The 23,095-nt window shown below is 61.9% G+C and carries 27 protein-coding genes, 1 tRNA gene and 1 pseudogene; 17 read left to right on the top strand and 12 right to left on the bottom strand.

From position 1 onward, the window contains the following. Positions 1-200: 200 nt before the first annotated feature. The 4 genes from ACOCMH_RS14765 (at position 201) to argE (ending at position 3,611) form a co-directional block, all read left to right on the top strand. Positions 201-614, top strand: coding sequence for a RidA family protein (locus ACOCMH_RS14765; RefSeq protein ID WP_010812548.1), 414 nt, complete (start codon positions 201-203; stop codon positions 612-614). 6 nt (positions 615-620) lie between these two features. Beyond that, positions 621-1,292: a DUF1028 domain-containing protein gene (locus tag ACOCMH_RS14760; protein ID WP_427309078.1), complete on the top strand. Its 672-nt coding sequence runs from the start codon at positions 621-623 to the stop codon at positions 1,290-1,292. 109 nt (positions 1,293-1,401) lie between these two features. Further along, positions 1,402-2,376, top strand: coding sequence for a LysR family transcriptional regulator (locus tag ACOCMH_RS14755; protein ID WP_354681834.1), 975 nt, complete (start codon positions 1,402-1,404; stop codon positions 2,374-2,376). 59 nt (positions 2,377-2,435) lie between these two features. Further along, entirely contained in the window at positions 2,436-3,611 is a 1,176-nt protein-coding gene (gene argE, locus ACOCMH_RS14750; protein ID WP_427309076.1) for an acetylornithine deacetylase, read from the top strand. A gap of 47 nt (positions 3,612-3,658) precedes the next feature. Here argE and ACOCMH_RS14745 read toward each other — a convergent pair whose 3' ends face one another. Together ACOCMH_RS14745 and ACOCMH_RS14740 are read right to left on the bottom strand one after the other, a co-directional pair. Then, on the bottom strand, positions 3,659-4,804 hold the full coding sequence (locus tag ACOCMH_RS14745; RefSeq protein WP_427309074.1) for an alpha-hydroxy acid oxidase: 1,146 nt from the start codon (positions 4,802-4,804) through the stop codon (positions 3,659-3,661). Positions 4,805-4,912: 108 nt separating this feature from the next. After that, positions 4,913-6,166, bottom strand: a complete 1,254-nt coding sequence (locus tag ACOCMH_RS14740; RefSeq protein WP_427309073.1) for a flavin-containing monooxygenase — start codon at positions 6,164-6,166, stop codon at positions 4,913-4,915. A gap of 411 nt (positions 6,167-6,577) precedes the next feature. On the opposite strand from ACOCMH_RS14740, the gene ACOCMH_RS14735 reads away from it, so the two are divergent. From ACOCMH_RS14735 to ACOCMH_RS14710, 6 genes are all read left to right on the top strand, one after another. Continuing rightward, entirely contained in the window at positions 6,578-7,726 is a 1,149-nt protein-coding gene (locus ACOCMH_RS14735; RefSeq protein WP_427309071.1) for an ABC transporter ATP-binding protein, read from the top strand. A 93-nt stretch (positions 7,727-7,819) separates the two neighbouring features. Next, positions 7,820-8,797: an NAD(P)H-quinone oxidoreductase gene (locus ACOCMH_RS14730; RefSeq protein WP_427309070.1), complete on the top strand. Its 978-nt coding sequence runs from the start codon at positions 7,820-7,822 to the stop codon at positions 8,795-8,797. Between the two features lie 13 nt (positions 8,798-8,810). After that, on the top strand, positions 8,811-9,431 hold the full coding sequence (locus ACOCMH_RS14725; RefSeq protein ID WP_427309068.1) for a glutathione S-transferase: 621 nt from the start codon (positions 8,811-8,813) through the stop codon (positions 9,429-9,431). A 17-nt stretch (positions 9,432-9,448) separates the two neighbouring features. Further along, positions 9,449-9,910: a type II 3-dehydroquinate dehydratase gene (locus ACOCMH_RS14720; protein ID WP_010812539.1), complete on the top strand. Its 462-nt coding sequence runs from the start codon at positions 9,449-9,451 to the stop codon at positions 9,908-9,910. Positions 9,911-9,989: 79 nt separating this feature from the next. After that, positions 9,990-10,946, top strand: coding sequence for a 2-hydroxyacid dehydrogenase (locus ACOCMH_RS14715; protein WP_427309066.1), 957 nt, complete (start codon positions 9,990-9,992; stop codon positions 10,944-10,946). Positions 10,947-11,214: 268 nt separating this feature from the next. Further along, the gene (locus ACOCMH_RS14710; RefSeq protein WP_427309065.1) at positions 11,215-11,379 is read left to right on the top strand and encodes a hypothetical protein; all 165 of its coding nucleotides are present in this window, start codon (positions 11,215-11,217) and stop codon (positions 11,377-11,379) included. 218 nt (positions 11,380-11,597) lie between these two features. Here the strand turns inward: ACOCMH_RS14710 and ACOCMH_RS14705 are convergent, their stop codons facing one another. The 5 genes from ACOCMH_RS14705 to ACOCMH_RS14685 form a co-directional block, all read right to left on the bottom strand. Beyond that, complete coding sequence (locus ACOCMH_RS14705; protein ID WP_427309063.1) at positions 11,598-11,840, bottom strand: hypothetical protein; 243 nt, start codon at positions 11,838-11,840, stop codon at positions 11,598-11,600. A 644-nt stretch (positions 11,841-12,484) separates the two neighbouring features. Next, positions 12,485-12,754 (bottom strand): Txe/YoeB family addiction module toxin, encoded by a 270-nt coding sequence (locus tag ACOCMH_RS14700; protein WP_427309061.1) that lies wholly within the window; start codon positions 12,752-12,754, stop codon positions 12,485-12,487. Next, complete coding sequence (locus tag ACOCMH_RS14695; protein WP_427309059.1) at positions 12,751-13,014, bottom strand: type II toxin-antitoxin system Phd/YefM family antitoxin; 264 nt, start codon at positions 13,012-13,014, stop codon at positions 12,751-12,753. Before ACOCMH_RS14695 ends, ACOCMH_RS14700 begins: the two co-directional genes overlap by 4 nt. A gap of 469 nt (positions 13,015-13,483) precedes the next feature. Continuing rightward, positions 13,484-13,795 carry a hypothetical protein gene (locus tag ACOCMH_RS14690; protein WP_427308957.1) on the bottom strand — a complete coding sequence of 104 codons (312 nt, stop codon included), beginning with the start codon at positions 13,793-13,795 and terminating at the stop codon, positions 13,484-13,486. 91 nt (positions 13,796-13,886) lie between these two features. Then, positions 13,887-14,279: a hypothetical protein gene (locus ACOCMH_RS14685; RefSeq protein WP_427309057.1), complete on the bottom strand. Its 393-nt coding sequence runs from the start codon at positions 14,277-14,279 to the stop codon at positions 13,887-13,889. A 212-nt stretch (positions 14,280-14,491) separates the two neighbouring features. Between ACOCMH_RS14685 and ACOCMH_RS14680 the strand changes: the two genes are divergently transcribed. The 7 genes from ACOCMH_RS14680 (at position 14,492) to ACOCMH_RS14650 (ending at position 18,570) form a co-directional block, all read left to right on the top strand. Then, positions 14,492-14,953, top strand: coding sequence for a fumarate hydratase (locus tag ACOCMH_RS14680; RefSeq protein ID WP_427309056.1), 462 nt, complete (start codon positions 14,492-14,494; stop codon positions 14,951-14,953). A gap of 139 nt (positions 14,954-15,092) precedes the next feature. Continuing rightward, a tRNA-Ile gene (locus ACOCMH_RS14675) sits at positions 15,093-15,171 on the top strand. Positions 15,172-15,621: 450 nt separating this feature from the next. Then, positions 15,622-15,933, top strand: coding sequence for an H-NS family nucleoid-associated regulatory protein (locus ACOCMH_RS14670; protein WP_427309225.1), 312 nt, complete (start codon positions 15,622-15,624; stop codon positions 15,931-15,933). A 764-nt stretch (positions 15,934-16,697) separates the two neighbouring features. Beyond that, positions 16,698-16,853, top strand: coding sequence for a hypothetical protein (locus ACOCMH_RS14665; RefSeq protein WP_427309055.1), 156 nt, complete (start codon positions 16,698-16,700; stop codon positions 16,851-16,853). Positions 16,854-16,952: 99 nt separating this feature from the next. Continuing rightward, positions 16,953-17,219 carry a hypothetical protein gene (locus ACOCMH_RS14660; protein WP_427309053.1) on the top strand — a complete coding sequence of 89 codons (267 nt, stop codon included), beginning with the start codon at positions 16,953-16,955 and terminating at the stop codon, positions 17,217-17,219. A gap of 11 nt (positions 17,220-17,230) precedes the next feature. Beyond that, entirely contained in the window at positions 17,231-17,854 is a 624-nt protein-coding gene (locus ACOCMH_RS14655; RefSeq protein ID WP_427309052.1) for a hypothetical protein, read from the top strand. Further along, positions 17,854-18,570: an RES family NAD+ phosphorylase gene (locus ACOCMH_RS14650; RefSeq protein WP_427309050.1), complete on the top strand. Its 717-nt coding sequence runs from the start codon at positions 17,854-17,856 to the stop codon at positions 18,568-18,570. The genes ACOCMH_RS14655 and ACOCMH_RS14650 overlap by 1 nt, the downstream gene beginning before the upstream one ends. 12 nt (positions 18,571-18,582) lie before the next feature. On the opposite strand, the gene ACOCMH_RS14645 is transcribed toward ACOCMH_RS14650, so the two are convergent. The 5 genes and pseudogenes from ACOCMH_RS14645 to ACOCMH_RS14625 form a co-directional block, all read right to left on the bottom strand. Beyond that, entirely contained in the window at positions 18,583-19,404 is an 822-nt protein-coding gene (locus tag ACOCMH_RS14645) for a tetratricopeptide repeat protein (RefSeq protein ID WP_427309048.1), read from the bottom strand. Next, complete coding sequence (locus tag ACOCMH_RS14640; protein WP_116343047.1) at positions 19,401-20,294, bottom strand: Ku protein; 894 nt, start codon at positions 20,292-20,294, stop codon at positions 19,401-19,403. The genes ACOCMH_RS14645 and ACOCMH_RS14640 overlap by 4 nt, the downstream gene beginning before the upstream one ends. 41 nt (positions 20,295-20,335) lie before the next feature. Then, positions 20,336-21,973, bottom strand: a pseudogene (gene ligD, locus ACOCMH_RS14635) (non-homologous end-joining DNA ligase); the annotation flags it as partial. Positions 21,974-22,097: 124 nt separating this feature from the next. After that, positions 22,098-22,319, bottom strand: coding sequence for a DUF2188 domain-containing protein (locus ACOCMH_RS14630; protein ID WP_029050178.1), 222 nt, complete (start codon positions 22,317-22,319; stop codon positions 22,098-22,100). A 429-nt stretch (positions 22,320-22,748) separates the two neighbouring features. After that, the gene (locus ACOCMH_RS14625) at positions 22,749-23,090 is read right to left on the bottom strand and encodes a hypothetical protein (RefSeq protein ID WP_427309046.1); all 342 of its coding nucleotides are present in this window, start codon (positions 23,088-23,090) and stop codon (positions 22,749-22,751) included. Between the last annotated feature and the right edge of the window lie 5 nt (positions 23,091-23,095).

Genomic DNA, 23,095 nt, shown 5'->3' with positions numbered 1-23,095 from the left:
CCTCACATTTCCCGATGGGGTTGTGGATGGCTCCGCCGTCTGGAGCAGGTTAGCGGCCGTGTGAGGTTCGGTGGTATTCGGAAATTCCTAAACGGCCGGCAGGAAAATACAAATGGCGCCGCCAGCGGCTGCATATGACCATGCAGTCGGGTGCATCGCCCCCAATCTCCCGCCACCTGCCGAATCGATCCGAATCGACCATGAAGCATACCCGCATCCGCACCTTCAACACCAAAGTCACCTACCCGGAACAGAACCTGGACAACGACCTTTGCCAGGCCGTTGTCGCGCGCGGCCGTACCGTTTTTCTGCGAGGGCAGATCGGCCAGAACCTCGACACCTCGGAGAGCGTGTGCATCGGGGACGTCGCCGGACAGGCGGAGCAGGCCATGGCCAATATTGCGATGCTGCTCAAGGAAGCCGGCGGCGAGCTCGAGGACATCTGCAAGATCACGATCTACATCATCGACCCGCGCTACCGCGAGGCGGTCTATCGCGTCGTGGGCCGCTGGCTGAAGGGTGTCTTCCCGGTCTCGACCGGCATCGTCGTATCGGCTCTGGCCCGCCCCGAGTGGCTGGTAGAGATCGACGCCACCGCTGTCATCCCCGACTGAGCTGCCATGACCTTCTCCATCATTGCACGGTGCCCCGCCACCGGCCAGTTCGGCGCCGCCGTGGCGTCCTCGTCACCGGCGGTTGCCTCGCGCTGCATCCGCGGCCGCAAAGGGGTCGGCGCCGCCGCGAGCCAGAACATTACCGACCCGGATCTGGGGCCCCTCGCGCTGGACCTGATGGCCAGCGGCCTGACGCCGGAACGCGCCCTCGCAGAGCTGCAGAAGCGCCCCCATATCGAGTATCGCCAGCTCATGGCCATCGACGCGCACAACGCGCCAGTGGTATTCACCGGTGCCAAGGCGCTGGGCACCCTGGCAAGCGTGGTCGGCAGCCATGCCGCATGCGCGGGCAACATGCTGGCGACGCGTGACGTGCCCCAGGCCATGCTGTCGGCCTTCGAGCAGACCGAAGGCGCGCTCGCGGAACGGCTGATGCAGGCCATGCTCGCCGGCCAGGCCGCTGGCGGCGAGGAAGGTCCGGTGCACTCGGCAGGCCTGCTGGTGTACGATGCCCAAAACTGGCCTGTCGTGGATCTGCGCCTGGACTGGGTTGAAAACGATCCGGTCGAGGCCCTCCATGCCGCCTGGCAGGTTTATGCGCCGCAGCTGAAGGACTATGTCAAGCGGGCGCTCGATCCCCGTGCGGCGCCCAGCTTTGGCGTTCCCGGAAACCTGTGACCAGTCCGACGCATCGAATGAAGCGTGACAGCGCCGGCCAGGCAGCCGGCACTCGAAAGGGCAAACCTTCTCCAGTACACTGGACCGTTCCCCTTTTCCTGATCTCGACATGCTCAATCGCATTTCCCTGCGCCAGATGGAGTATTTCGTCGCAACGGCGAAGCATGGCAGCATCGCCGCTGCGTCGACGCAAATCCATATCTCCTCTCCCTCGATCTCCGCAGCGATCGCCCATATCGAGGCCGAACTGGGCGTGCAGCTGTTCGTGCGCCATTCTTCCAAGGGCATTGGCCTGACCACCATCGGCAAGCTGGTCCTGCATCACTGCGAAGATATGCTCGGACGGTCGTCCCGACTCTATGAAATCGCCTCCGATTCGAGCGACGTCATCCAGGGCACCTTGCGGGTGGGAAGCTTCCAGTCGCTCACGGCAATGATTGCGCCCGAGGTCATCTTCGGCTTTTCGCGCGCCTTCAATAAGATCGAGCTGCAGATGGTCGAAGGCGATCAGGAAGTCTTGATGAACAAGCTCCATGCGCTTGAGATCGACGTGGCGATCACCTACGACCTGCACCTTGAGGACGACATCCAGTTCGAGAGCCTGGCGACAATGCCGCCCTATGTGCTGGTGAGCGAGGTCCATCCCCTGGCGCAGCAGAAAGTCGTCTCCTTCGAAGAGCTGGCGCCCGAACCCTACGTCCTGCTCGATATGCCGATGAGCCGGGACTATTTCACCTCCCTGTTTGAAAAGGCCGGCGTGACGCCGAACATCGCGGCGCGTTCGCAGTCCACGGAAGTGGTCCGGTCCATGGTCGCCAACGGCATTGGCTACGCACTCTTCAATGTGCGCCCCAAATCCGATCAGTCGCTCGATGGAAAGCGCATGGTGCGGGTCCGCCTTGCCGGTACCCATCGGCCCATGCTGCTCGGCCTGGCGACTTACAAGCCGATGAAACAGTCAAGATTGACGAGAATCTTCATGGAACGCTGCCGCGCTTATATCTCCGACCAATACATCCCCGGAATGAGCGCTCCAAGTTTCTTCGATCCCCATATAGCAGCGCCGCTGAAATCGGCGTCCTGAAGCGCCAGCCGCATCGGCCATGCCGTGTTTTGGCAATGCCCCCTCAAGAAGGGCCAGAGATGGAAAATCAAGCCTCCTCAGCAAGCGTCTCTCTCCTGGAAACGCTCATTTCTTTCGCATCGGTTTCCCTGACGCCAAACATCGCGCTCATCAACAAGGTCCAGGACATCCTGGCGGAAGCCGGCATCGAATCGATGCTCGCGCCCGACCCGCAAGACCCCAGCCGCTCCAATCTGTTTGCGACGATCGGTCCGGTGGGCGTTCCGGGCGTCCTGCTCTCCGGCCATACCGATGTGGTGCCGGTGGAAGGCCAGCCCTGGACTTCACCCCCTTTTGAGGCAACGCACCGGGATGGCCGCATCTACGGACGCGGCACAGCCGACATGAAAGGCTTCGTGGCCTGCGCCGTCACCGCCATGGTGGCAGCCGCCCGGCAACCGCTACGGCGCCCCTTGCAGCTGGCGCTGTCCTTCGACGAGGAAATCGGCTGCGTTGGCGTGCGCCACCTGCTGCGCCGCCTGGAGAACAGCCTTCCCGCACCCTACCTGTGCATTGTCGGCGAGCCGACCTTGATGCAGATCGGCACCGGTCACAAGGGCAAGGCTGCCTACCGGGCGGTCTGCTGCGGCCAGGCTGGCCACTCAGGCCTGGCGCCCAGGTTCTTCAACGCCATCCACATGGCCAGCGACCTCGTCGCATCCCTGCGGGACGTGCAGCGTGAACTCGCGGAAAGCGGCCCGCGCGAGGAGGGCTATGGCGTGCCCTACAGCACGGTCCACGCCGGCGTCATCCACGGCGGCCGCGCCTTGAACATCGTGCCCGGCGAATGCGAAGTCAGCTTCGAGATTCGCAACGTCTCGGAAGATAAACCCGAGGAGATCCTGAAGCGCGTCCTGGAACGCCTGGCCGAGCGCGTCAAAGATGAGGCGCTGGATCCTGCGGCGCCCTTGCCAGACATCCAGATGACAAACAGCTATCCCAGCCTGAACACGCGCGAGGATTCGCCTGCTGTCGGCCTGCTCGCCTCGCTGCTCCCCGCGGGCACCCCATGCGCCAGGGTGGACTATGGCAGCGAGGGGGGATTGTTCCAGCAGAGCTGGAACGAAACGCCAGTGCTGATCTGCGGGCCCGGGAGCATTGAAGTCGCACACAAGGCCGACGAGTATGTGGAGCTGGCGCAGATCGAAGCCTGCGACCGCATGCTGGCCGGCCTCGTCGAGTTTCTCTGTCAATAAGTCCTGGCGCCCTGGCCGGCTTCGGCCCGGACTCCTCAGGGGCGCTGTCAAAATGAAGTCAGCAGGATGCTGCGGTCGACCGACTGGATATCCGTCTTGCCGCAAAACGCCATGGAGAGATCAAGCTCGTTCTGAATGATGTTCAAGGCCGTGGTCACGCCTTGCTCGCCGAGGGCGCCCAGGCCATACATCATGGCGCGACCGATATACGTGCCACGCGCCCCGAGCGCGATAGCCTTGAGCACATCCTGGCCCGAGCGGATGCCGCCATCCATATGGACTTCAACCCGATCCCCGACGGCTTCCACGATGCGCGGCAATGTGGAGATCGATGACGCGGCGCCGTCCAGCTGGCGCCCGCCATGGTTCGACACAATGATGGCATCGGCGCCGCTTGCCACCGCCAGCCGCGCATCCTCGGTGTCCTGGATGCCCTTGACGATCAGCTTCCCATCCCATCGCTTCTTGATCCATTCAACATCCTGCCAGGACAGACGCGGATCGAACTGCTCCTGAGTCCACTCCACCAGCGCCCCGATATTGTCGACGCCCCTGGCATGCCCGACGATATTGCCGAACTGACGGTGTCTGGTACCCAGCATGCCCATGCACCAGCGCGGCTTGCTCGCCATGTTCACAAGGTTGCGCAGGGTCGGCTTGGGCGGCGTGGACAGACCGTTCTTCTTGTCCTTGTGCCGCTGGCCGAAGACCTGCAGGTCCATCGTGACCACGAGCGCCGAGCAATTGGCATTCCTGGCACGGTCGATCAGGCTTTCGACAAAGGTCCGGTCGCGCAGCACATACAGCTGGAACCAGAACGGATGGCGTCCGGTCGCTTCCGCCACCGCCTCGATCGGGCAGATGCTCATGGTGGACAAGGTGAACGGGATGCCGTGCCGCTTCGCCGCGCGCGCGGCCAGGATTTCTCCATCGGCGTGCTGCATGCCGGTCAACCCGGTGGGCGCGATCGCCACCGGCATGCTGACCGGCTGGCCCACCATGGTGCTGGCGGTGCTGCGCTCGGTAATGTCAACCGCCACGCGCTGGCGGAATTCGATACGCTGAAAATCCGCCTCGTTGGCACGGTAGGTATATTCGGTCCACGAACCGCCGTCGACATAGTCATAGAACATGCGCGGCACGCGCTTTCTCGCCAGCCTGCGCAGGTCTTCAATGCACGTCATCTCGGCCATGGGAACACCCTTGAGAAAAACAAAAAGCTGCCGGATCACCCGATCCGGCAGCTCGTGCGTGCAACCTCGTTACCAATGACAGGTCACCGTGCAGCCTCAAGAACAAGCTCAAGACCGCTCATACGTCATGTAGCCGTTCTGGAGCACGATATGGTCAGCGATGTATTTCGCATCGTGCCAGACGCCATAGATGAAGGACGACGCCCGGTTGACCAGATTCGGCAGGCCCAGGAAATAGATGCCGCTTTCCGCGGAGATGCCGCGCTTGTGGAACGGATCTCCCTTCTCGTCGAAGGCATTCTTCACGTTCAGCCAGTTGAAATCAAACTTGAAACCGGTCGCCCAGAGAATCGTGGTGATGCCGGCGTCAGCGAGGTCGAGGCTGAGGATCGGGTGCTTGAGGCACTCCGGGTCCGGCAGCAGCTCCCAGGCGTCAGGTTCCGGCGGAAACGGCAGGCCATTCTCTTCGATATAGGCATCCGCTTCGCGCAGCACGTCGAAGTAGGCGCGGTCGCCTTCGGCGATGTTCTCGGGCAGGCCTGGCTCGAACGTCATGACGCCATCCTTGTAGGATTGGGTCAGGCCGACCAGGTTGATGCCCGCGTGCGCCAGGCGCCGGAAATCGACGGTCTTGCCGCCTTCATAGCCGCTCACGGCGAAAGCAACGTGTGCCTTCTTGGGCCGAATCCTCACTTCGTCCCACAGGCCGAGGGCGCCCAACCACCAGCAGTAGTCACGGCCACGGTACGCGCGCGGCGGGCGGTAATGCTCGCCGACCGAGAGATAAACCGTCTTGCCGGCCTGGCGCAGCTCTTCGGCGATCTGTGAGCCGGAAGCGCCCGCGCCCACCACGAGCACCCCGCCTTCCGCCAACTGGCCCGGATTCTTGTAGGCCGAGGAATGCAGCTGCCGGATTTTTTCGCTCTCGGGCACGATCTTCGGATAGGCCGGCGTCTGGAACGGGCCGGTTGCGGCAACGACGTTGTCTGCGTCGATGATGCCGTCGGATGTCGTCACCCTGAAGCCGGGACGTCCTTGATGCCGTTCCACCCGCCTGACTTCCACGCCGGTACGGACCGGCGCCTTCAGCATGGCGGCATAGCTCTCGAAATACTGGGCCATGCGCTCTTTCGACGGAAAGGTCTCCGGCGAAATGCCCTCGAATTTCATCCCGGGAAAACGGTCATGCCAGGCCGGTCCATTCGCGACCAGAGAATCCCAACGTTCCGAGCGCCAGCGTTCTGCGATTCGGCTGCGTTCCAGCACGACATGCTGCACACCCATGTGCGCGAGATGCTCGCTCATCGCGATGCCCGCCTGGCCAGCACCGACCACCACGGTGTTGATTTTTTCCACTGACATTTGAATTTCCTAAGAATGATCGCCCCGGTCAGTCGCCCCGGCACGGAAGCTTCGACGGCAAGGCGTACTGGCGCCCTGGAGACATCGCTCATCGACGGTGGCCAGTTTGATGAAGCCCACCTCGTTTGAAAATCACGTTTTTCAAACTCAGGACTTAGGAAAAAGTAAAGCGCGGGCCGAAGGGTCCCGCACCGCCCCCCGAACCCGCACACCACAAGGCGTTCCCGGCCATCGCATCCGCGCCGCCTGCGCCTGAAAACAGGCATTTCGTTTTTTCCGAGGGACCGCATCAGTTTCGGCAAAGTCCCGATACTGGCTGTTTGACTTATCCTGCTTGCCAGTACCAGCTCGGCCTCCATGTCATTGGGCCCAAGCCTGGAGCACGGCATACTCCTCAATCTCTGTACACCTATGAACGTAGCCAACTCCGAGCCTGCCGCACAGCAACACAACGCACAGCCCGATACCGCAGTCAGCCTGGAACGGGTGGTCAAGAAGTATCACGACCACACCGTGCTGCACGAGCTCTCGCTGAAGATACGACGCGGGGAGTTCCTCACCCTGCTGGGCCCGTCCGGGTGCGGCAAGACGACGCTCCTCAACCTCATTGCAGGCTTTGCGGAAGCCGACACCGGCGAGATCTTCATCGATGGCCAGCCGGTGACCTGCGAGCCGCCGCACAAGCGGCAGATCGGCATCGTCTTCCAGAATTACGCGCTCTTTCCCCACATGACCGTCGAGCGCAATATCGGCTATGGCCTGCGTATGCGGGGCGTGGGCAAGGACGAAATCGCACAGCGCGTGAAGCAGGTGATGGACCTGGTGAAGCTGGACGGCCTCGGGCACCGCAAGCCGCGCGAACTTTCCGGCGGCCAGCAGCAGCGCGTGGCGCTGGCGCGGGCGCTGGTGATCCAGCCCAAGGTACTGCTGCTGGACGAGCCCTTCTCGGCCCTGGACAAGAACCTGCGCGGCTCCATGCAGGTAGAGATCCGGGAAATCCAGCGCCGCTTGCGCCTGACCACGGTATTCGTCACCCACGACCAGGGCGAGGCGCTGGCCATGTCCGACCGGATCGCGGTGATGTCGAACGGCACCATTCGGCAGATCGCGTCGCCGGCCGATCTGTATCAGAACCCGCAAGACCCGTTCGTGGCGTCCTTCCTGGGGGACGTGAACATCCTGCCGGCGCATTATCACGGCCAGACTGCAACGGACGTGCAACTGCGCCTGGGCTCGGGGCTCATCAGCTTTCCGCATGCCCGCCTGGCCGACGCATCGCACGACGGGGAAAGGCTGGACGTGTACGTGCGCCCGGAGCACATCAAGCTTGAGCATCTGCATGCCGAATCGGTGTTGAGCGGCACGGTGATCAATCACGTCTACCAGGGCGATCACATCAATACGTTCATCGACGTGGACATTCCGATGACGGCCCGTCAGGTCGTCACGGTGCGCAGTGCGGGCCTGGGCGCCATGCAGCAATGGCCCATCGGCTCGGTCGCGGGACTTGCGCTACCAGATGAGGGTGTCAGCATTTTCAGTCCGCAGAAGCGGACGTAAGAGCAGATGCAAGAACGCAACGCGAAGGCATGACACAACGCGTCAGACAACGCCGCCTGAGAGAACACACCCATGACCAGTCTTCCCCGCTCCATGCAAGCCATCATCGCCCGTGAACCCGGCGACGCCGGTGTGCTAACGCTGGCCGAGCGCCCCATGCCCGAGCCCGGTGCTGGCGAAGTCCTGCTGCGCGTGCTCGCCGCCGGCGTCAACCGGCCCGACATCATGCAGCGTCAAGGTATCGCGAAACCCGCCCCTGGCATCACCGACGTGCTCGGCCTGGAAGTCTGCGGCGAAGTGGTCGCCTGCGGTCCCGGTGTGGACAGCCAACTGATGGGCCAGCGGCTGATGAGCCTGGTGCCCGGCGGCGGCTATGCGCCGTGGTGTACGGCGCCGGTCGATCAGTCCTTCATCGTGCCCGGCACGCTTTCCGATGCCGAAGCAGCCGCCTTGCCCGAGGGGCTGTTCACCGTGTGGCACAACCTGTTCGAGCTGGGCCGCCTGGCCATGGGCGAAACCGTCCTGATCCACGGTGCAGCCGGCGGCATCGGCACGCTCACGATCCGCATGGCGCATGCCGCCGGCGCAACCGTCATCGTCACGGACAACGACGAAAGCCGTTTTCCGGAACTGCGCGCCATGGGCGCCGATGCGACGATCTGCTGGCCCACCACCGATTTCACCAAGGCCTGCCTGGAGCACACCGATGGGCGCGGGGTCGACGTGGTCATCGATATCGTCGGCGGCGACTATGTCCGCCGCAATCTTGCTGCCATGGCCTTCGGCGGCCGCCATGTCAGCCTGTCCTTCATGCAGGGTTCGGCGGTCAATGTCGAACTGCTGACGCTGATGCAGCGCCAGGTGAGCCTGCACTCGTCCACCATGCGCCCCCAGAGCCATTACGAAAAGACCCGGATGGCCCAGAGCCTTGCCCGCCATGTCATGCCGCTGCTGAAAAACGGACGGGTCAAGCCACGCATCCACGCCACCTTCCCGCTCGCGGAAGCAGTCGCGTCCCACCAGATGCTGGAAAGCGGCAAGGTCTTCGGCAAGCTGGTCCTGATCCCCTAGAGGCCAATTAACCATGCTGAAACTCCTTTTCGCTCCGACCTCGCCATTCGTGCGCAAGGTCATGGTCTGCGCACACCTCACGGGGCAGGCCGAATCCATCGAGCTGCTGGACAGCGCCGCCCATCCGGTGCGGCGCGACCCGCGCATCGCGGCCCACAACCCGCTCGCCAAAGTCCCGACGCTGATCCTGGAAAATGGCCAGTCCATCTATGACAGCCGGGTGATTTGCGAGTACCTGGCCAGCCGGGGAGACGCCGCGGATATCTTCCCCGCCTCCGGCCCCGCGCGCTGGACGGCCCTGACCCGGCAGGCGCTGGGCGATGGCCTGCTCGACGCCGCGTTGCTCGCGCGCTACGAACGGACCGCGCGGCCCGAGGAAGTGCAGTGGCCCACGTGGCGTGAAGCGCTGCTGACGAAAGTCGGGGCCTGCCTCGAGTCAATCGACGCCATCGCACCGGATCTGGCGGAAGCACAGCCCACCATTGGTGAAATCACCATCGGCTGCGCGCTGGGGTATCTGGACTTCCGGTTTCCCGAGCTCGATTGGCGCGCCCAATGCCGCAACGCGGCACGCTGGAATGAGGCTTTCCAAAGCCTGCCCGCCATGCAGGCCACGCGCCCCCACGAAGATTGAGATACGGAGGTCAGAACATGAGCGAGAAGATCACCATCTGGTTCCTGAACGGCCCCAACGCCAATCTTTATGGCCTGGACGCCAACAAGACCTACGGCAGCGACAGCTTTCCGGTGCTGCAGTCACGATGCGAGCAAAAGGCCGCGTCCCTGAATGCCGACCTGCGTTTCTTGCAGTCGAACTACGAGGGACAGCTGGTCGACTGGATCCAGGAAGCGCGCGGCGTGGCGGACGGCATCATCATCAATGCGGCCGGCCTGACCTACTCGTCGATTCCGATCCTCGATGCCTTGCTGTCTTTCCCCGGCAAGATCATTGAAACCCATATGAGCAACATCTGGAAGCGCGAGCCGTTCCGCCACCACTCCTACATCTCCAAGGTGGCGGATGGCGTGATTGCCGGGCTGGGCGGCGACGGCTACGAGTTTGCCATCGAGGCCGTCACGCGGCTGGTGCAGAAGGGCAGAGCAGCGGTCTGATTTCCCGTGCACACGCTGAACGGCAGCAAGATGTACTCTCGCTGTCGTCCGTGCCATTATTCTCAATGCAGTTGCCAAGATGCCAATTTCTGAAGACACCCCCTCGGGCGCGCTGGCCTTCTACAGCGCATTCGACGATTTCGACACGTGGAAGCGCGCGCTCCAGGCCCAGCTCCCGAAGCTGAAGGTCATTCACTCCAGCGAAATCACCCGGCCGGCCGACATTCACTACGCGCTCGCCTGGAAACCGCCGGAGAATTTCTTTGCCGGGATGACGAACCTGCGCCTGATCGTCAATCTGGGGGCGGGGGTTGATTCACTGGTTCAGCGGCAGGACCTTCCCCAAGGCATTCCGATCACACGGCTCACGGACCCGCAGATGGCGCGCATGATGGCGGGGTACGTGCTGTTCGCTGTGCTGCGGCACGCCCGGGACATCCCGTACTTCGAGCAGGCGCAGCGGCGGGGCGAGTGGGCCTACCGTCATCCCCGTTCTCCGGAAGACATCCGCGTGGCGGTTCTGGGGCTCGGTCAGCTGGGCGCGAGAGCGGCCCACGAACTGCAGCGCCAGGGGTTCGAGGTGATCGGCTGGTCGCGCAGCCCGGCGCAGATCGAAGGCGTGGAATGCTTTGCCGGACTGGAAACGCTCGACACCGTGCTCGGACAGGCGGACATTGTCGTCGTCATGCTGCCGCTCACGCCGCAGACGGCTGGCATCCTGGATCGGGCGCGACTCGAGCGGCTGCCGCGAGGCGCGGCCTTCATCAACGTCGCGCGGGGCGCGCTGGTCGATCAGGCGGCGCTTACGGACCTGCTCCAAAGCGGCCACATCGGCGGGGCAACCCTGGATGTTTTCGAACGCGAACCTTTACCTAGCGGGCATCCGCTGTGGAGCATGCCCAATGTACTGATCACACCCCACCTGGCTTCGGTGGCGATTCCGTCATCAGCAGCAAGACAAATTGCGGAGAATATTATTCGCGTTTCCGCCGGCGAGTTGCCGGACAACATCATCGATCCAGCACGCGGATATTGAGGTATGTGCCCGTACGCGGGCGCTCAAACTACCAGCGTGATGCGTTTGCACGACTAGCGAAGGGCTAACGTCAACAATTTGACATAGTCAAATCGGAATCTCCCTTGGGCAACGCTGACTTTGACGGCCGTAAGAAGGGGCGTGCCTGCAGGCCGGGCGAGCGCTGGCGTTGCAGTGACGCGGTGATAAGTTGCGATAGCGGTGCCTTATCCGCCATGGGCGAAGGGAGGTCCAACCATTGGGTTGCTCCTTGCAGGAACACAATCGCTTGGTTGTCGAATACGCGTTACGCGGCATGGGCAATCCAATTGGCGTGGCTCAGTACCAGTTCGTTGCTGAACTCGCTGCCGAGCTGCAGGAAAGCCTGCCGAGCGTCGAGACATTGACGGGGAGCTGGAACTGGAAGTACGGCCCGCGGTGGCGACTAGAGTGAGACTGACAGCGGTGCTTCTGAACGGCGAAAGTTTGTGTTACAGCCGGAAGCTTGCCGATGATCTCCACGGCCTCAGTTTCACGGGCTCTGGCCGAGCCTTGGGCACAGGCTATCTGAATTGCTCGTGTGAGCATAACGTATGTAAGGCGAAATTTTGCCGGCTCCTAGGGCGTTATATTTGATTGATAGGCCAGTTGGCTGCGCTGGCAGCTAGTGGCTCACTTCACCGTCGGCGGGAGGACGCTGGAGGCAGGAGCAAAGTCGAAATGGGCCGCGGCGTACATGGCATTGCACGCCCAAACCTCTTCACCATGCTTATAGAAGGCGACCCATTTGCCGTCGCTGACGCAGTCGGCGCCAGGGAAGACTTCGGCATGGCCGTTCGGGCCGTCCAGCGGAAAGGGCGCGTGCGGCGTGGCCCAGTAATGGCCGCGTGGTAGGGGCGCAATCGTCTTTGGCATCTCATCAGGCCCGGTGTGGTGTCACAAGCGACGCGGTCCCGCCTCGCTATGGCGAAACCGCGGCGCTGTCAATCCTGCAACGGCGTAGCATCACTCTGCGGCATCCTGGTGTAGTCTCGCCAGCCAACTACTCCTGCTATCCGGCAATTCCCATGGCGCGACACCTTCAATTCCTGGCCCGGGCCTTCTTCGTCGGCGCTATCATTGTGATCGCGGCCATTGTCTCCCGACAAGTATATCTGCGCAGCGAGGCAGAGGCTGATGTAGCCGGTACGGATGCGGAACCCGCGACATTGATGTTGATTCACTGTGAGACGATGCATGATCGTCTGCAGAGGGAGCACAATTTCGCTGTAGAGGCGGACACGCGGCCGCGTGCCCGTTGTCGGAAATCCTGAATTCGGCGAATCTGCTGCTGGACGTTCAGCCTCTGCTGGTGTAACGCCGGTAGCTTCCCTACAGGCAATAGCAGCAATTCCCCCGCCCGTACAGATGCCACCACATGCCGGTGGTTGGGCGAAGACCTAAAGCACCCAGTGAACAAAGAAAAGCCCGCTGCGAGCGCGGGCTGGAATCCCTTCGGTGAAAAGGAGGAGACGGGAGTGAGTCTGAATCCTAGCAGGTGCCTCAGGCGGTTATAGCGCTTACTTGTCGCCATAGTGAAGCCGACAAGCGATGATGGTCAGTTCATCGTCGTTGGCAAAATACACTAGGCGGTTGCTGTCGTCGATGCGCCGCGACCAGTAGCCCGACAGGTTGCCTTTCAGCGGCTCGGGCTTGCCGAGGCCGTCGAACGGTTCGCGTTGGGCGTCCTGGATTAGGGCATTGATGCGCTTGAGCGTTTTCTTGTCTTGGCCCTGCCAATAGACATAGTCTTCGCAAGCATCGGCCATAAAGGTCAGCTGGCGCCTCATTCAGCGTCCGGCTCGATCAGGTCGTGCTTCTCGGCCATGCCAGCGCGGTGCTGCTGTATCGACCGCAGCAGGCGCGCTGCGTTAGCCGGCGAGCTGAGCAAGTGCATTGTTTCCATCCAACTGTCGTACTGCTCCTGCGACATGATGACCACATTGGGCGCGTCACGGCGCGTGATGAGCACCGCGTCGTGGTCATCAATGGCTTGGTCCATGACGGCCTTTAGATTGCTGCGGGCGTCGGAGAAATGGATGGTACGCATAACGCACTCCTTGGATGACTGGTACTATAACTTGTACAAGTATAGCAGGTCTGTGTGCAGGAGGGTCGGGGGGATAGATAGGCGTGTAGCTGTCAGTCAGCAGTCCCTCTGAGCAGACGGCGTAGCGCAAACCCCGCTCACATCGCCTGTCGCGGCCCGACGCGGTTAGCACCCATTTCGGTCTGATCATGGAATTTTCCAACGCCGAAGTCCTGCAAAAGTCGGCGCCTCCGGCCCTCCACTTCTGGTTGCCGGGTACTTCCGTCGCGCTTCTGCCATCCCCGTGACCATTGGTTCGCCACAGCACGGGGCCTTGAAGCGCGAGAGCCGGCGTACGAGACGCGGAGATAAAGCACTTGCCGGTCAGGCGGGCAATCAGCCGCTGATCGCTCAAATAACTAGCCGCCCGGTAGGCGGCTCAGTATCCAAGGCGGCGGCTGCGCTCCCCTCGCTGGAGAGAGGCATCAACTTAGCCTAGGAATGACACCACTGCAGTCGACGTCGTGCCATCCTCGAATCGGACCGTCACTTGGTCATACTGACGGCCTTCCACATCCTTGGTGAAAAGGAACGGGCGGCACGTCCCTTTCATCGGCCCGGCGGCACGCTTCACTGAAACATCGAGCAAAAGGATCTTTGGATTGATTCCCTGCGGCACTGCCTCCAGTACAGCTACCTCGTCAATGGCGCTGTAGACCAGCACCGAACCGTGAACATAGAGCTGATTTGGCTGCTCTTTACCGTTGATTTGTGCGGCGACTCCCACGCTACAGCTGTCCATCCTCTTCTCCTTCTCCGTTGATAAATTGTGCTTAACCAGCAGGAATGATACTCAACTCAGGGCGCTGCTCTGCCTGTGGCGTTGTCCAGCGCTAACACTTGTTCCGATACTGCTGGTCGCGGACGTTGCGATGTTGCTGCTTCAAATTGTCGAGCCATTGGGGACCGTTCGGTTGCCGCATGGCAGCTTCGAGAGATTTGGCCTGGCTCGCCAGCGAAGTGCATAGAGCCGAATTGTGTGCCTGCTGTTGTTCTTCTGCGACCTGTGCCTGCGCCATCTGCATTTGATACGGGCCGTTTTCGGTTGCGCGACGCTGAAGTAATTCGTTCTCCTGTTCCTTGACATGGGCGCTTCTTCCAACGATCGAAACGGTCCCTCCCGAAGCCCCAGTGATATCGATGTACCCTGCAGGGCAGTACCGATCTTGGGTGTACAGAATGCTCTTGCCGTTCCGGCATTTCGTTGCATAGGAGGGTGTGGTCATTACCAGAAGGAGCGAAGCAGCGAGGACTCGTAGCATTCAAAATGAATTTTTGTTGTTTTGGGCTAACCTACCACATACTCGTGAGGCGCGCTGCAGCATCCGGAAGGCGCGGCTTGCGGTGGTTAGACGGGCCATAGAGATAGCGACAGCCACTATTAGTCAGACCACTCCTGCGGTTATACTCCGCGCTTTCCACTCAAAGAATAACCGACATGGTCGCAAAAGCTAAATCAACGACTCGGATCAGTGCAGCGGCAAAAAGCAAGCCTGCTGCAAAGAAGGCGGCAGTGCCAACGAAAAAAGCCAGTGTGCTTGCCCGTGAAGCCCAGGCAGCGAAAAAGCGCTTGCTGAAGCTGCGCGCCGACACGAAGAAGGCCATCGAGGCGGCAAAGCGGGAGGTCGCCCAAGCCGTGGAAGCGGCAAAGTCGGCCGCCCGTTTTGAAAAGCAAGCGGCGAAGGACAAACTCGTAGCAAAAAAGGCCAAGGCAGTAGCCGCCAAGAAGGCGACCGCAAAGAAGGCAGCCCCCACGAAGGCAACGCGGAAGCAGACCGGGACTGGCAAGGTCGAGGCCAAGAATGCGCCGAAGAAGCGTGCCGTGAAGGCGGTGACGAAGCCGCGGGCCTCGGCGAAGAAAGCGGTTCCGGCTGCAGCGTCGCCTGAAGTCTCGGCATGATCTCCGGATCGACCGGGAGGCAACGCTGCGAACCGGTTGATTGATTCGAGATGGGGCGGCATTGCTGCGCCCCCATTTGGCTCTACGGGCCGAAGACTGCAAGCGCGACGCTGAAGCGTCACCCAGTTCCAGTTTGATTGGGCCTCTAGCTCATGCCTGGTTAGAGCAGCGGGCTCATAACCCGTTGGTGCCGTGTTCGACTCACGGGAGGCCCACCAATCCCCTTTGCCATGCAACCCCCCGGGACGTCTCGAATCGCTTTCGATAGCAGCTGCGTACCCGTTTCTGCGAAGCTCTGACCAGCATCATTCAGGGAGGCTGTACGTCCAAACCAGGGCGTCATCGACCGCGCTCATCAAAAATTGATTGCTGTCGAACTGCCGAACGTATTTCGGGCATGAATCCTTGAGCCAATTCGTACGGGTTCACTGGGGGGAAAGCATGCGCATCGTGTGTCCATTGTCCGCGTCCCCTCCTATAGCTCTTAACGCGGAGCGCACTGATCGTCGTATGGAGCCGCAGACCGGTGCTGTCCTTTGTCGCTAAGTCATTCTGCGCGCGTTCTCAATGTTCATGTGCCGAGATGGTAGAAGTTATTGTGTGCCAAAAGCAAAATCAGCTATAAACTACCTCCCATGTTCATCCACGAGCGGAAAGGAAAACAGCAAATGGCAACTTACAAAGAACTGATTGCTCAGAAGGCAGCTCTCGAAGCTCATCTGGAAGAGGTACGTGCCAATGAAGTTTCATCGGTCATCGAACAGATTCAGAACCTGATGGCGGAGTACGGGCTGACTGTCGATGACATTACCAAGCGCCGTCGCGGTCGTCCTGCTGGAAGTGGCGCAGGCAAAGCGAAAGCGGCGCTGCCCCCGAAGTACCGGGATCCGAAAACCGGCAATACTTGGTCTGGCCGTGGCCGGAAACCAGCCTGGCTGGGGAAAAACCCTAATCGGTACTTGATTCAAGAAGAGGGGTAAGACTGGCTTCGCACGTCGTGCAGCATCGATTACGACCCCCCTGCGTGCAGGGGTTTTTCTTTTTTGAGTGTAAGCGATATGTCTTTTGAAGCGACTTACACCGACATCACGCTCGCCCGGCGAGACTCCCCGCAAAGGCCTACGAATTGTCGTCGGGACGGCTGAGCCCGTGCGATGGGGCGAGAGGCTATTTCGCTAGTAGCGCGACAAAGCCGCGGCGCGACTTTGGTCTCATACAGCGGGCCGTGTCAATCATTACGCCGACGCGAACCAGGGTAGAGCAGCATCACTGCCGTCATTCTGGAGGTTCTTCTTTGCTTCCGGCACCCATCCACTACTGTGCCCTAACGACGCGCAACAACTCTTAGTCTTCACGACCATCCGGACCTGCCACAGGCGTTGAAGGACATCGCGGCCGTGGCGGTGCAGACCATCTGCCAGCCGGCCATAAGCCGCCACCGGCAAGCTTGCCACGCAGTGGAATGCTATGCGGCGTGCGCCTCGACCGCGCTGACGCGCAAGAAAGCGTGGCGCTCGTCGCCCACACTACGCGGCGAACCATCGAGGAGAATAAAACTTCGCTGGCTGCAGAGCGGGAGGCACAAGCCGCGACCACGCACAGTGAAGCGATACGGGCCTAGCATGGCTTAATCAACACATTTCTCTGAGAAGAAAGGTCATCAATGGGTATGAAAAGTGAAGTCCCTGATAGTTGCCATGAGAAACTTGCATAGAATGCAGTCATCTAAACAGGGAGTCCTTTGGTGGCCATTCACTTCTCTCGGGCTTCCGGCCTCGATCCCCAGCCCGATTGGCAGCCGACCACCGACGACGGCGCAACCGTGCTGCTCGCCGAGGTCAAGCATTTCACCGACAACGCTAATCCCGTGCTCAAGGCCGACTTCGAAGCCATGGGCTAGTGGCTGGAACGCTGGGCTGAGGTAAGGTCGGCTTCTGGCGACAACGACAAGAGGACGCCAGTCCTTGTTCCTTTCGACCCGCGAAAGTGCCAAGTCTACTTGGCGGCCCTGCAGCGCATCCTGGACGTCAGGGAAAATGACCAGACGTTCATTAAGCATCGGGTCGATTCGCTGATTTCTCGCCTGCTGCGCGGCTTTCGTAGGTTCTTGATTAGCCTGGCAGGGAAGGGCATGCGGGTTTTACGTCACGGCGCCCTAGCCAATGTCTCGCCATCGCAGGTAGCGGCCGACGTGCTGTCGTGTCAGCGGGCCGGGCGCGGAGCAGCAATCCACCCGGCCTTTGCCCCGCCCAGCGTCGTCATCTGATGGAGTTTGCTATGACACCGCAAGTTTTCTTCTCGACCGGCGCCGCGCGCGGCGTTCCCCTGGTGGAAAAACTGGTCCACGACATCGACGAGCAACTGGAACATGCCATCGACGCCGGCGAGCGCGCCCGCGTGATGGCGATCGTGCGCCAGTGCCTGACGGCCACGCTCGCCGGCCAGGCACCTGCCGCGGTTGATCTCGAGGACCGGCTGACCGTGTCGTACCTGAAGCCCTCGGAAGTGATTGCGCAGGGCCTGGTGGCCATGTCGCAGGCGACGCTGTACCGTGCCGTGGAGGATGCGCGCTTTTACTGCGTCACCCCGCGCGGGAGAGCCATTGGCAAGGCATTCCCTGCGTGGCAGTTTGTGCCGCCGGTGCCTGAACTGCTGCCACCCGTTCTGCAGCAGATGCGATTGCTTCCGAGCAGTGAAATCCATGCGTTCTGGGTAACCCCGGTCGACGCGTTCGACGATCTGACCCCGGCCGAGTTGCTGGCTGGCAAGCCGTTCGAGACGCGCGCGACGCTGACTGCCGCGCAATTGAGTCACCTCGCCCAACCCGCCAACGAGCGGCAGGCGAGGGTGATCGCGCTGTTGGCCGGGCTGCCCTCACGCAGTTCGGATCTGATTAGCTGATGACGACGCCAAACCTCGCAGCACCTGAGCCTATCGCCGTAACCCTCCCTTCAACAGAACGTCTGCGCCAGGCGTTCGCCTGCGGCGCAGTCGACCTGCCCGCAGGCACGCAAGTGTTTCGCGCAGTCCGGCATCCGGCCGCAGTCATTCCGCCGTTCGTTGAGCGCACCTACCGGTTCGGCCCGCCTGCCGAGTTCGCCGGCCCCGACGGGCGTTTTGCCACCTACTGGATGTATGCAGCCCAGGATCTCACTACCGCGTTGTGGGAATCCGGATTCTGCACCAACGACATGATGCAGCCCGGCACCTTCTATATCCCGCCGGGCATTGCCGAAGGCGGTCTGATCGCGACCTTCACGCTCAAGGCTGACATCCAGGTTCTGGACCTTGCTGGGACCGTGCTCAGCAAGCTGGGCATCTACGACCAGATCCACGGCGAGCATGCATGGTGCCAGTGGTTCGGGTTGCGAATGCTCGAACTGCTTGCAGGCTTTCGCGGCGACACCGCGCCAGTCGGATTTCGGTATCCGTCGCGCAAGCACAAGAGCCACCTGGCACTGGCTGTCCAGTCCTCCTCACTGGAGACATGGCGCCGCCTGGTCGATGTGCAAGTGAAGCCGTTCGCCGGCATGCCGGAGTTCGCGAAAGGAGCGAGTGCGCCGAATACCTGCTCCGGCGATTGCCACCAAATTAGGTATCTGGTAGCTACCAGATAGGCTTCTCGCGTTTTACCTCGCTGTGTCGAGCTTTCGATACTGATTGAAGTGTCGAATCGCCTTTTGCATGTGACCGAGTTCATGATGCAGGCGCGCGGCATTGTAGTGCGCGTCGGCATCCCCCGGCGCCAGTTCGATACTGCGCTCATAGGCACTCAGCGCGGCCTGGATGGCACCGGTATCCTCGAGCGCCACGCCGAGATTGAAATGCAGTTCCGGCTCGTTAGGCAACAAGGCTAGTGCGGTCTCATAGAGCGAGATCGCTTCGTCAAGCCGGTGCTGGTCGGCGAGCAAGCAGCCTAGATTAAGATAGGCATCCAGCGTTTCCGGATGAAGCGCAACAGCTCGCAGGTACGCTGCCTCGGCGCGCTGGACATCGAAAGGTTCCAGCGCGCGGCCTTGCGCCAAGGCTTCATCCGCTGAGCCTTGAGTCGGCTTCTGCTGTGAGAACTCGGTAACCCGGCCCGGCGCGTCTTCCCGGACGTCGAAGTCCATGATTCGCTGGCCAGATTCGACAATCCATTCGCCATGGCGGTCTCGGGCAGATACCTTGCCACCGCATGCCCCAATGCGGACTGCGGCCAGATGCCGATCGGGCTTGAGCTGTTCAAGGTGACGCAGCGCTCGCAGGATTTGCGCTGGCGCAACCCGGGCGCGGTGCAGAGAGCCGGCCGTCCGTATCAGCACCGCGTCCTGGAAGGAAAAAAAGTACTCGCCGTTTCCGCCTCGGGTGGGAGTCACGAGGCCTGCGGCCACCAGGCCCGCCACCAGGCGCCGCGACACCCCCAGTCGCGCTTCCAGTTCTCGCGTGGTTACCCCTTCGCCGCGCCTCACGCTGACTTCTTCGTGGTGCGCCGGATCGGCGTAGGCTCGGCTGGCGCCGCGCCGCGCTTGGCAGATTTGCGGGCAGGCGGCGTCTCCGCCGCCTTGCCCTTTGCCGCCGGGGCACCTTTCTTCGAAAGGCTGGCGCGCAGGGCATCCATCAGGTCGATCACCTGGCCACCGGCGCCGGCTTCAACCGGTTCAGGCGCGACGATATGCTTGCCGGCGATCTTGGCGTCGATCGCGGCCAGAATCCGGGCTTTCTCTTCATCCTTGTACTGAGCCGGGTCGTATTCGTCTTCCGAGGCCTGCTCGATGAGCTGGATTGCAAGCTTCAGTTCGGCGTCGGAAACTGCTGCCTCCTCGATATTCAGTTCCGCGATATTGCGGACTTCATCGGCAAACAACAGTTGCTGGAACACCAGCCCACCTTCGATCGGGCGGATCTGCACGATATGCGATTTGCCTTTGGACGCCCATTTGGCAATGGCACATCGTCCGGTGCGGGACATGGCCTCGCGCAGCAAGCTGTAGGGCTTGCCGCCGCGCTTGTCCGGCGCGATGAAATAGGCCTTGTCGTAGTACAGCGGATCGACGCTGCGCTCGGGAATAAACGCGACGATATCCACCATGTGGCTGGCGCTCTCTTCCAGTGCCTTGAGCTCGTCCGGCGAGAACGTGACAAATCGGCCCTTCTCGAACTCATAGCCCTTGATCATGTCGGCCCGCTCGACCACCTGCTGGGTCTGCTCGGAAATGTACTGTTGCTTTACGCGCGAGCCTTCCTTGCTCAACAGGTTGAATCGGATCGCTGAACTGGTCTCGGTGGCGGTATAGAGCTTGACGGGTATCGACACCAAGCCGAACGACAACGAGAGGGAGGCGAGGGATCGGGCTGCCATTGAATGTCTCCCACGAGGCGGATGCACAATTCAGCTTAACCGGCTTCTCGCCGGATCGATTTGGCTGGATGGTCGGTGCGCAAGCCTTTGAACGACGCGTGGCGGATTTGCCCGTCCGGCGTCCACTCGGAAAACTCGACTTCCGCGACCAGCTTCGGCTTAACCCATTGCACCGCAGCGGGCCGCCGGCCACCCCAGCGCCCGCTGGCACGCGCCTCGGTCGAGAAGGGACTATGTCCAGTTTCCAGCGAAGTGAGGCGCTTGCGCAGCGCGGCCGCGGTCGCGCTATCCCAGCCAGTTCCGACGCCGCCGGTATAGACCAAGTCGCCATCGGCGTAGACGCCGAGATACAGCCGCCCCGCCTCAGCTACTGCACCTTCGCGATCCGAGAAACCACCGATGACGAACTCTTGGCGCAGCTTGCACTTCGCCTTCAGCCAAGTCGACGTGCGGGCGGAGACATAGGGGGCGTCGGCGCGCTTGAACATCAATCCTTCGAGGCCGAGCTTGCACGCTGCCTGGAATATGTCGACGGGTGGCGCTTCGAAAGCCTCGCTGAAGCGCACGCGCTCCGAATGGTCCGCAACCAGCGTGGCCAGCCTGGCCCTGCGATGCACCAGTGGCAGACTGCGCAGGTCGCGGCCCTCCCAATAGGGCAGGTCGAATGCGAAATAGACAATGGCGTCGTTGTGATGGCCGTCAATGGCGTTCTGCAACCCATTGAAATCCGGCATGCCATCGCGCAGCACAACGATCTCACCATCCAGCCACCCTTGCGAGATATCGAGCTTCTCGATCTCCGAAGCCAGCGAACTCAGCTTGCGAGTCCAGTCGTGGCCATTGCGGGTGAACAGCGTTGCCTTGGCATCGTCGATCCGCGCCAGGATGCGATAGCCGTCGAACTTGGTTTCAATGATCCAGTCGGTGCCGGTGGGAAGCGTTGGCGACAGCGTGGCCAGCTGGGGTTCGAGCTTGGCCGGCAGTGGGGCGCGCGGCGCGCGCTTGACTGCGCTGGCGGGATCCTCGTCAGGGACAGCGACCGGTTCGTTGGCGTCATCGTCCGCATTGAGCGCGCCAAACGGCTTGGCGATGACACTGTCCGGCAGCGCGGTCAGCATGTCAAACTCCGACAACGGGCGTGCCCACGCGTCGCGCATTTTGAACAGTATCCACTGCTCGGATTTGTCGCCCGGCTTGGCGATGCGCACCAACTCCCAGCGGCCCGCGAGCTTTTCGCCGTGGAGATCGAATAGAAGTTTGCCGGCGGCCATGCCCTCGCGTGGGTCGCCAACCGGCACCCAGGTACCGCGATCCCACACGATCACCGATCCAGCGCCGTATTGCCTGGGCGGGATCTCGCCCTCGAAGCTGGCATAGTCGAGCGGATGGTCCTCGACATGGACGGCAATGCGCTTCTCTGCGGGATCATAGCTGGGGCCTTTCGGCACCGCCCAGCTGAGCAGCACTCCATCGAGCTCGAGCCGGAAGTCGTAGTGCAGGCGTCGTGCCCAATGCTTCTGGATAACGAAGCTCAGGCGTGCTGGCTTCTTGCGTCGCTGTCGCTCTGCGATCGGTTCAGGAGTGATGCTGAAGTCGCGCTTACCTTCATAGCGCTCGAGCGCCGGCGATCGCGCCGTCTCATGGCGCTTGGTACTGGGTCTCACGCGGGTCGTTGCCATCGCATGACGCCTTTCCGGGTGTTCCTGCTCCGCCGGCGAGCACACGGCCACTTTACCTAGTGGTCATGTGGGCGTGACGGAGCGCACTGGAAGACTACCAGGCGCGGTCCTTTTCCTGCTCGTGCTATCCCTTGATGTCGCGCGGATCGTTGCCGAACGAATTGCGCTCCCGAATCTGCCCGTCACGGCCGTGGATGAACAATTCGACCTGCTTCTGCTGGGCGCGCTCCCTACCTGCCGCAATCGCTTCGTCCTGGGTGTCGAATGTCTCGCGGGCGTGGCCGCCCTCGGTCTCAACCGCCCAGCGGTCGTCGGCCGGGACCACGTGGATGTCCTGTCCGGGCATGGCTGTCTCCTGAAGTGATGGAGCCAGTCTGTGCCTGGTGACCAGGCAGTGGTATCAGGCGCTGTCCGACAAAGAAAAGCCCTCAGCTTATCGGCCAAGGGCTCCAAATTTGACAGGCAGTTCGCAGACCTGTCGCTGGGAATCGTTACATGCGCAACGCTCACTTGCAGCCCCACATTCGGGGGTGACCGGAAAGCGCACCTACCGGTTGCCACCGCGCCTGCAGGAGGAATCAGCGACGCGGCGACAGCCGCACGCGCGCAGCCTTTCTCCCGACAGCGGCGCGCCGCGGTGGCCCGCGTCAAAGCCGGCGCACCGGGCAGAGGCGTCCAGAGCAATGGTCGGCGGTTTCGGAGGCTGTTGCATGGAGGCCTTACAGGGAATTGGCTTTAATGCGGGAGAACAGCCGATCGCCGGTGCCGCGGCTTATTAGCCATGCCGGTCCAGCGCCGCGCGCGCCAGCATCAGCAGCCGGCTTTCCGGGGCGTGTTCGTTGGCCAGCCAGCGCTGGGCGGTCAGCAGCCGTTCTACCTCGCGTGCGATGGCAAGGAGATCCGGTGGCACGCTCTCGTCGGCGTCGACGTTCAGCAGCGCCACGCTGCCGGCGGTTGGATCCCAGTCCAGCACCAACTCCACACTGCGCACCGGCCCGGCCGCTCCGCCGGCGAGCGCATAAGCAGGTCGCTCGCCGTGGCCGTCCTGGACCAGGCGCTGCAGGGCGTCGGCGAGCTGGGCGACGGTGAGGCCCGGGGCAATCAGTTCGATGGCCATATTAC

The organism is Cupriavidus sp. H39, from assembly GCF_050271075.1.
Taxonomy (GTDB): domain Bacteria; phylum Pseudomonadota; class Gammaproteobacteria; order Burkholderiales; family Burkholderiaceae; genus Cupriavidus; species Cupriavidus necator_B.
This window is presented reverse-complemented; position numbering and strand designations above follow the sequence as displayed.